Source organism: Sphaerisporangium melleum, assembly GCF_014646695.1.
GTDB lineage: Bacteria > Actinomycetota > Actinomycetes > Streptosporangiales > Streptosporangiaceae > Sphaerisporangium > Sphaerisporangium melleum.
Map to the genome: position 1 here is coordinate 1 of NZ_BMNT01000136.1, position 1024 is coordinate 1024.

Sequence of the window (1024 nt, forward strand, 5' to 3'; positions counted from 1 at the left end):
CCGGCCCGCGGTGTGGGTGGTTCGCGGGCCGGCCGGGGTGGGGGTTGTCAGTTGATGACGGCGAGGCGGGTGATGATGTGCCAGCCGGTGCCGATGGTGACCTGGGTGAGGCCGCCGGGAGCGGCGGTGGTGCCGTGGTTGAGGTAGGCGTTGAGGTCGTTGTTGCCCATCCGGGCGTTGACGTCCTTACGGCCGTCGGCGTCGGTGTCGGCGATGGTGAAGCGGGTCACGCCGTTCCAGCCTTCACCGATCTTGACCTGGGTGTAGATGTCCGGAGCGCCCGGCGTGCCGCGGTTGAGATAGGCGTACAGGGTGCCGTTGGCCGCGCGGGCGGTGATGTCGGTCCTGCCGTCGTTGTCGGCGTCGAGGGTGGAGATGAGGCTGACGTCGTTCCACCCGTTGCCGATCTCGACCTTGGTGAGAATGTCCGGAGCGCCCGGCGTGCCATGGTTGAGGAAGGCGTACAGAATGCCGTTGGCGGACCGGCCCAGGATGTCGATCTTGCCGTCGTTGTCGATGTCGGCGACGTCCACCTTGGTGATGTCGTTCCAGCCTTCACCGATCTTGACCTGCGTGTAGATGTCCGGAGCGCCCGGCGTGCCATGGTTGAGATAGGCGTACAGGCTGCCGTTGGCGGACCGGCCGATGATGTCGGTCTTGCCGTCGTTGTCGATGTCGGCGACGTTGACCCGGGTGATGTCGCCCCAGCCCCGGCCGATCTCGACGCCCAAGGGCCCGAACCGGATCACACCCGGACTGCTGGTGTTGAGATAGGCGTACAGGACGCCGTCCCCGGCCTGACCCATGATGTCGATCTTGCCGTCATTGTCGATGTCGGCGACACTGATCCGGGTGATGTTGTTCCAGCCGGTGCCGATGTCCACGCCCTCCCCGACCCCCGGACTACCCGGCGTCCCCGTACCCGGATACGCGCGCAACGTGCCATTGGACAACGTACCGACGAAGTCCGGCCTGCCATCCCCATCGAAGTCCGGCGCCTCACCCGTCGCATCCTCAGGCTCGG

Annotated in this window: 1 protein-coding gene; it reads right to left on the minus strand. The window is 66.4% G+C overall.

All coding sequences use genetic code 11. The annotated features are described in order from the left end of the window. Positions 1-47 precede the first annotated feature (47 nt). A partial coding sequence (locus tag IEY93_RS37515; protein WP_189167889.1) for an FG-GAP repeat domain-containing protein occupies positions 48-1024 on the minus strand: 977 nt, incomplete at its 5' end.